Below are 6,968 nucleotides of genomic sequence, written 5' to 3'. Positions count from 1 at the left end.
GACGTCGGCGGCGGGTAACCCGGCCCCGACGTCGGCGGCGGACCCCACACGGGCGCGGTCGGCGGCTCCGCACCGGGCGGCGGGGGACCCCACTGCTGTCGGGTCGGGTCATCCCCGGCCGGCGGCGGGCCGTCGGAGCCGGCCGGCGGGCGCTGGTACGGGTCGTCCGGCTGCCCGGGACCCGGTGGACCGTAGGTCGTCATGTCATCCCCAGGGGTGGGTGGGCTCAGCGCTGCTTGAGGCAGAGGACGAAGTCGAGGGTGTCCAGTTCGCTGTCGAAGAAGTACCAGTTGGTGTAGCCCTCGACCTTGGCGCACTTGGCCTCGGCGTCGCGCTCGCCACTTGTCGCGCCGTCGATGCGGCTCAACACCTGGTACGACTTCGGGGCGCATCCGCTGATCAGCAGCTTGGGCTTGCCGCCGGCCGCGCCGTCGTTGCGGACGCACTGGCCGACCTTGGCGAACCTCGGGTCGGCCGACGACTCCGGGGCGGCCGCGCTCGGTGTCGGCGCGGTCGCGCCCACGCTCGGCTCGGCGCCCACGGTCGGGGCCGAGCCGGTCGGTGCGGCCACCGGGGCGGGATCGTCCCGACCGCTGAAGAACCAGAACGCGCCGCCGCCGGCGACGATCAGCAGCAGCACGACGGCGAGCACCGGGATCAGCGGCCCCCGGCCGGATCCGCCCGGAGTCGGCTCGGGGTCCACGCCGTACGGATGCTCGTCGGGCCGGTACGGTTGCCCGCCGTACGCCGGCGCCGGTTCGGCCGGCCGGTACGACTCGCCGCCGTGGGCGGTTGCACCACCGTAGGGGCCGTCACCGTAGGACCCGGGCCGTCCGGTTTGCGCCGGCGGGTAGGGCTGGACCGCCGGCGGGTACGCCGGCCGACCGGGCGTCTCGTCGGGTCGTTGCCCACGCCACGATCCTGGTACGCCACCACCCGGTGGTCCGTAGTCCGTCATGCCGCCCTCCTGCACGAGTGGTGAGAGGCCGGCCACCAAAGCGCGACACGGACTCCGACGTCACCGTAGCGTGGTCCACCGATGAGCTCATCTCCGACGAGTGCCGCAGGTCCGGCTGGCCGCCGCGCCAGCACCCCAGCGACCCTGATCTGGACCGCGTTGATCGTGGTCTACCTCCTGTGGGGCTCGACCTATCTGGGCATCCGGATCGCCGTGGAGACGCTGCCTCCGTTGACGTCGGCCGTCCTGCGGTTCGCCGCCGCCGGTCTGGTGCTGGCGGTGGTGCTGCGGCTGCGCCGGGGGCCCGGCGCGTTGCGGGTGGACCGCCGGCAGCTCGCCTCCGCCGCATTCGTCGGGGTGCTCCTGCTCGCCGGCGGCAACGGCCTGGTGGTGCTCGCCGAGTCCGGCCCGCCCGGAGTGGCGGTGCCCTCCGGCATCGCCGCGCTGCTGGTGGCGACCGTGCCGCTGCTCGTGGTGCTGCTGCGCTCCGGCACCGGGGACCGTCCACCGGTGTGGACGTTGGTCGGGGTCACGGTGGGCTTCATCGGTCTGGTCCTGCTCGTGCTGCCCGCCGGCAGCACGAGCGTGGTGCCGCTGGTCGGGGCGTTGACGGTGGTCGCGGCGGCCGCCTCCTGGTCGGTCGGATCGTTCCTGTCCGGACGGATCCGGATGCCCGCCGACCCGTTCGTCGCGACGGTGTACGAGATGCTGGCGGGCGCGCTGGTGCTCGCCGTCGTCGCCGCCGGCCGGGGCGAACTGCGCGACTTCCACCCCGCGGCGGTCAGCACGCGAAGCTGGCTGGCGCTGGGCTACCTCATGGTGGCCGGCTCGGTGGTGGCCTTCAGCGCGTACGTTTGGCTGCTGCACAACGCGCCCATCTCGCTGGTCTCGACGTACGCCTACGTCAACCCGGCGGTCGCGGTGGCGCTGGGTGCGCTGCTGGTGGCCGAGCCGATCACCGCACAGACCCTGGTCGGCGGCGCGGTCATCGTCGCCGGGGTGGCCCTGGTGGTGAGCACCGAACGCCCCCGCCGGGTGGCCGCGGAAGCGCGATCGGGGACCGCGCCGACGGGTGCCCGCCGGTAACGTCCGGCCCATGTCGACCGCTGCGCTGGTCGGGGTGGCGTTGCTCGGCGGGTTGGTCGGTCTCGTCGTACCCCCGCTGGCCCGGCGCTTCGCGACCCCGCCGGCCCGGCCGCGACCTCGGCGCGGTGCCGGGGTCTGGCTCAGCCCGCCGGTGGCGGCCGTCGTGTACGTGGGGCTCGCCGTCGCACAGGGCGACGACCCGGCGCTGCCGGTGTTCCTCGCGGTGGCGGCGGTGGGGCTGGTGCTGGCCGGGGTCGACCTGGTCTGCCTGCGGTTGCCCGACCCGCTCGTCCTCGCCGCCGGGCTGCTGGCCCTTGCCGGGCTGACCGGCGCGGCGGTGCTTGCCGACGACCCGGCCCGGCTGTTCGGCGCGCTGGCCGGCGCGGCGGTCGCCGGCGTGACGCACGTGCTGCTGGCCCTGCTTCCCGGATCCCGACTGGGCTTCGGGGACGTGAAACTCGCCGCCGTCCTCGGCCTGCCGCTCGGCTGGCTGGGCCGGGACGCCCTGCTCACCGGGCTGCTCCTGCCGCATGTGCTGCACGGTGGTCTGGTGCTCGGCCTGCTCGTCGCGCGGCGGGTACGGCGGGACACCCTGCTGCCGCTCGGGCCGGCCCTGCTCGCGGGCACCTGGCTCGCCGTGCTGCTCGGCTGACCCTGCCGCGACGCGTCGCGCAGCATGGTGGATGAGGCCGCCGGTGGCTCTCGCCCGAACGAGCGTGATACCTGACAGGCATATTTATGACTCACAGGTATATCGCTCACCCCGGTGGGTCGGCCTGAGCGCGCACGGGCAGGCACGCGGCCGCCGGTGGCTCAGATCAGCCGGAGCTGGCGGTCCCTGGGACGGCGCGGCTCGGTCTCACCGAACCGCTCGAACAGGCCCGGGTCGATCGCGCCCAGGAACGGCGACGGCGCGCACTCCCGCTCCACGCCGTGCCGGGTACGGCGGGCGGCGTGACTGACGTACAACCGGTCCTGGGCCCGGGTCAGGCCGACGAAGAAGAGCCGGCGCTCCTCGGCGACCGCGTCGTCGTCGGGGGTCGAGCCCGGCCACCGCAGCGGCAGCAGCCCGTCCTCGGCGCCGACCAGGAAGACCACCGGGAACTCCAGTCCTTTCGCGGCGTGCAGGGTGAGCAGGGTGACCGCCTCCGCGCGCGGGTCGAGCGCGTCCACCTCGGCGCCGGTGGCCAACTGCGACAGGAAAGTCTCCAGATCGTCGCCGCAGCGGCGGGCCAGCGGGGTCAGCAGGTCCACCGCGGAGCGGACGTCCTCGGGACGGACCGCGCTGCCGGCGCGTCCAGGGTGGGCACGGCGAACCGCTCGGCGACCACCTGGCCGGCCAACCGCACCCGGGCGGCCAGCGAGCCGTCCAACCCGTCGGCGTGCCGCAGCTCACGGGCGATGGCCGCCACCCCGGGCCGGTCCCGCAGTCGGTCGTGTGAGCGTTTCTGGACCGGGATGTTGGCCCGGGTCAGAGCATCCACGATCGGCGCGGCCTGCGCGTCGGTGCGGTAGAGCACGGCGATGTCGGAGAACGACAGGGAGGTGGACCGGCCGTCGATCCGGCCCGAGTCCAGGGACCGGTGGGACAGCCCGCCGACCAGCTCGTCGACCGTGCGCACCACGAAGTCGGCCTCCTCGGCGACGGACGCCGCCGGATAACGGCCGACCAGCGGCGCCTCCGGGTCGAGCCGGGCCGGGTCCAGCCGCCTACCCCGGACCAGCGAGGACGGTGCGATGGCCTGCACGGCGGCGGCCAGGATCGGGGCCGACGAGCGGTAGTTGCGGTTGAGCCGGACAAGTCGCGCGTCGGTGAAGTCCTCGGAGAAGCGCAGGAAGTAGCCGACGTCGGCGCCCCGGAACGAGTAGATCGCCTGGTCCGGGTCGCCGATCGCGCAGAGGTTGCCGTCGGCGGGACTGAGCAGCCGCAGCAGTTCGTACTGCACCGCGTCGACGTCCTGGTACTCGTCGACGAAGATCCACCGCCAACGGTCCCGGTACCGCTCAACCAACTCCCGGTCGGTCCGCAGCAGCTCCACCGGAAGGCTGACCAGCTCGTCCAGGTCGACCAGGTCCTGTTTGCGCAGCAGCGCCGTGTAGGCGGCGGGGTCGTCGCCGGCTTCCGAGCGGGCCGCGGCCCGTTCGGCGTCGTCGGCGATCCGGAAATGGGCCGGCAGGCCGGCCGCGTCGGCGTTCTCCCGCAGGATGGTCAACCCCAGCGCGTGGAACGTACCCACGGTGACGTCCTCGGCGACCGGGCCGAGCAGGCTGTCGAGGCGGTGCCGCAGCTCCTCCGCCGCGCGGCGGGTGAACGTGATGGCCAGGCAGCGCTCGGGAAAGACGTTCAGCTCGGCGCACAGGTACGCGATCCGGTGGGTGAGCGTCCGCGTCTTGCCGGTGCCCGGACCGGCCACGATGAGCAGCGGCCCGCCGGGGGCGGACGCGGCCACCCGCTGCATCGCGTCCAGTCGGTCCAGCAGGCCCGTGCCGACCTCCTCCATGCCGGAGAGCATCGGCTCGAACGGCTCGTGTGGCGACGGCGGCGACGCGATCGGCGGAGCGGGCGGCGGGGCCGGGGCCTTCCGTTTCGGCTCCGACTTCGCCGCCGCCGGGCGTTTGGTCGCGGCCCGGGGCGCCGGCTCCGTGGGCCGTCGCTGCGCCGGCACGGGTACGTCGAACAGCGTCTCCTGGGCCGTACCGGCACCCAGTTCGGCCGGGTCGAAGAGGGTGATCACCCCGTACTCGCCGTCGTAGCCGGGCACCCGCCGGACGTCGCCGCGCCGCAGCCGCCCGATGCCCTCCGCGAGCAGTTCGCCGCCGGCCTGCGCGATGTCGGTCAGCGGAGTCGTGGTCAGGATCTCCAGCTCGGGGCCGAGCGCCGCGAGCAGCTCGTTGAGCCGCCCCTCGACCTTCTTCGACCGGGCGCCCACCTTGTTGATCTCGCCGAGGATCTCGGCCAGCGGCACCAGATGGGTGACCTCCCGGGCATGCGCCGGCCGGTGCCCCTCCGGGCGGTCGGCCAACTCCTCGATCCGGCTGAGGACGCCCACGGTGAGCGGCTTGCCGCACTCGGGGCAGCGCCCGCCGGCGGCCCGGGTCCGCTCCGGGGACCAGTTGACCCCGCACAGCCGGTGCCCGTCGGCGTGGTACTTGCCCTCCTCGGGGAAGAACTCGATCGTGCCCGCCAGGCCGTTTCCGGTACGCAGCGCCTCCCGGACGGCGAAGTAGTCCCGCTCGGCGGTCAGCACGGTCGCCTCCCGGCCCAGCGCCGGCGGTGAGTGCGCGTCCGAATTGGAGACCAACTGGTAGCCGTCCAGGCTGCCGACCCGCCAGTTCATCGCCGGGTCGGAGGAGAGGCCCGTCTCCACCGCGAAGATGTGCTCGGCCAGGTCGGCGTAGCAGTCGGCGATCGCGTCGAAGCCCGACTTCGAGCCCAGAGCGGAGAACCACGGCGTCCAGATGTGCGCCGGGACCAGGTAGCCTTCCGGGCTCGCCTCCAGGGTGATCTCCAGCAGGTCCCGCGAGTCCAGGCCGAGGATCGGCCGGCCATCGGAGCCGAGGTTGCCGATCCGGCCGAGCGCCGTGTTGAACCGGGCCACCGCGTCCAGGTCGGGCAGGTAGATCAGGTGGTGCACCTTGCGGGTCCGGTCGTCCCGCTTGTAGATGGTGGAGATCTCCACGCTCAACATGAACCGGACCGGGTCCGCCTCCGCCGTGCCCGCGAGTCGGGGCGGCAGGCGGCGGGCGATGTCCCGCTCCGCGTCCGGGTCGAGCCGGTAGAGCCCCGGCTCCGCCGGGCGCAGCGTCTCCCGCAGGTGGTCGTACCAGGCGGGATGGGTGAAGTCCCCGGTGCCGAGCAGGGCGATGCCCTTACGCCGCGCCCACCAGGCGAGGGTGGGCAGGGTGAGGTCTCGGCTGCACGCGCGCGAATACTTCGAGTGGATGTGCAGGTCCGCGACGAATGGCGGGAGGCCACCGGGGGGTACGGCGCTGAACGGGGGCACGCCGCATCCTGTCACGCCCGTCGTGGCGGCCGCCTGTCGCCACGCGCGGACGTGACGTCCGCTATGCCGAGTGCAACTCGACCAGACTGATCTGTGGCTCCGCGCCGACCCGCACCGGAGGACCCCAGAAACCGGCGCCGTTGGTCACGTAGACCTTGGTGCCGTCGACCTCGCCGAGCCCGCTGACCACCGGCTGCTCCAGCCGGACCGCCAGGTTGAACGGCACCATCTGCCCGCCGTGGGTGTGCCCGGACAGTTGCAGGTCGACGCCGTACCGGGCCGCCTCCACCGCTGCCAGGGGCTGGTGCGCGAGCAGGACCACCGGGCGGCTCGGGTCGCGGTCACCGAGGGCGGCGGCGAAGTCCGGGCCCGCGGCGAGGCCGGTGCCCGCTCCGGTGAGGTCGTTCACGCCGGCCAGATCGAGTACGCCGCCACGGGCCTGGATTTCCTGCCGACGGTTCTGAAGGACCCGCAGGCCGAGCCGGTCGACCTCCTGGACCCATTCCTCCACTCCGGAGTAGTACTCGTGGTTGCCGGTGACGAAGAAGCTGCCGTATCGGGAGCGCAGGTCACGAAGCGGCGCGGCGGCCGAACCCAGCTCGGCCACCGAACCGTCGACCAGGTCACCGACGACTGCCACCAGGTCGGCGTCGAGCCGGTTGATGGCGGCCACGATCCGTTCGGTGTGCGCCCGGCCGCGCAGCGGGCCGAGGTGGATGTCGGAGACGGTGGCGATGCGCAGGCCGTCCATGGCGCGCGGGAGCTTGGCGAGCGGGATTTGTACCCGGTCCAGTCGTGGCGGGCCGAGGGCGGTGCGTACCCCGTACCCCGTGATGCCGGTGGCGGTGAGACCGGCGAAGATGGCCGCGCCGCGAGCCAGCAGCAGCCGGCGGGCCGGGTCGTGGTCCGGTGCCGCGACC

4 protein-coding genes and 2 pseudogenes are annotated in these 6,968 nt (G+C 73.7%); 2 read left to right on the top strand and 4 right to left on the bottom strand.

The window, feature by feature from the left end:
* Together JNW91_RS32760 and JNW91_RS28095 are read right to left on the bottom strand one after the other, a co-directional pair.
* Positions 1-203 (bottom strand): annotated as a pseudogene (locus tag JNW91_RS32760) (DivIVA domain-containing protein); the annotation flags it as partial.
* Positions 204-226: 23 nt separating this feature from the next.
* Entirely contained in the window at positions 227-958 is a 732-nt protein-coding gene (locus JNW91_RS28095; RefSeq protein ID WP_238425844.1) for an LppU/SCO3897 family protein, read from the bottom strand.
* A gap of 81 nt (positions 959-1,039) precedes the next feature.
* Between JNW91_RS28095 and JNW91_RS28090 the strand changes: the two genes are divergently transcribed.
* Together JNW91_RS28090 and JNW91_RS28085 are read left to right on the top strand one after the other, a co-directional pair.
* Complete coding sequence (locus JNW91_RS28090) at positions 1,040-2,044, top strand: EamA family transporter (RefSeq protein ID WP_203178479.1); 1,005 nt, start codon at positions 1,040-1,042, stop codon at positions 2,042-2,044.
* 10 nt (positions 2,045-2,054) lie between these two features.
* Positions 2,055-2,696 carry a prepilin peptidase gene (locus JNW91_RS28085; RefSeq protein ID WP_203178478.1) on the top strand — a complete coding sequence of 214 codons (642 nt, stop codon included), beginning with the start codon at positions 2,055-2,057 and terminating at the stop codon, positions 2,694-2,696.
* A 161-nt stretch (positions 2,697-2,857) separates the two neighbouring features.
* Here the strand turns inward: JNW91_RS28085 and JNW91_RS28080 are convergent.
* Both JNW91_RS28080 and JNW91_RS28075 read right to left on the bottom strand, forming a co-directional pair.
* Positions 2,858-6,048 (bottom strand): annotated as a pseudogene (locus JNW91_RS28080) (UvrD-helicase domain-containing protein).
* Between the two features lie 61 nt (positions 6,049-6,109).
* Positions 6,110-6,968, bottom strand: an 859-nt coding sequence (locus JNW91_RS28075; RefSeq protein WP_203178477.1) for a metallophosphoesterase, incomplete at its 5' end; no start/stop codon positions are given.

Origin of the sequence: Micromonospora parastrephiae (assembly GCF_016802865.1) — a bacterium.
Taxonomy (GTDB): Bacteria; Actinomycetota; Actinomycetes; order Mycobacteriales; family Micromonosporaceae; genus Micromonospora; species Micromonospora parastrephiae.
Note: the sequence above shows the minus strand (reverse complement) of the source record. Positions and strands in the feature narration are given on the sequence as shown.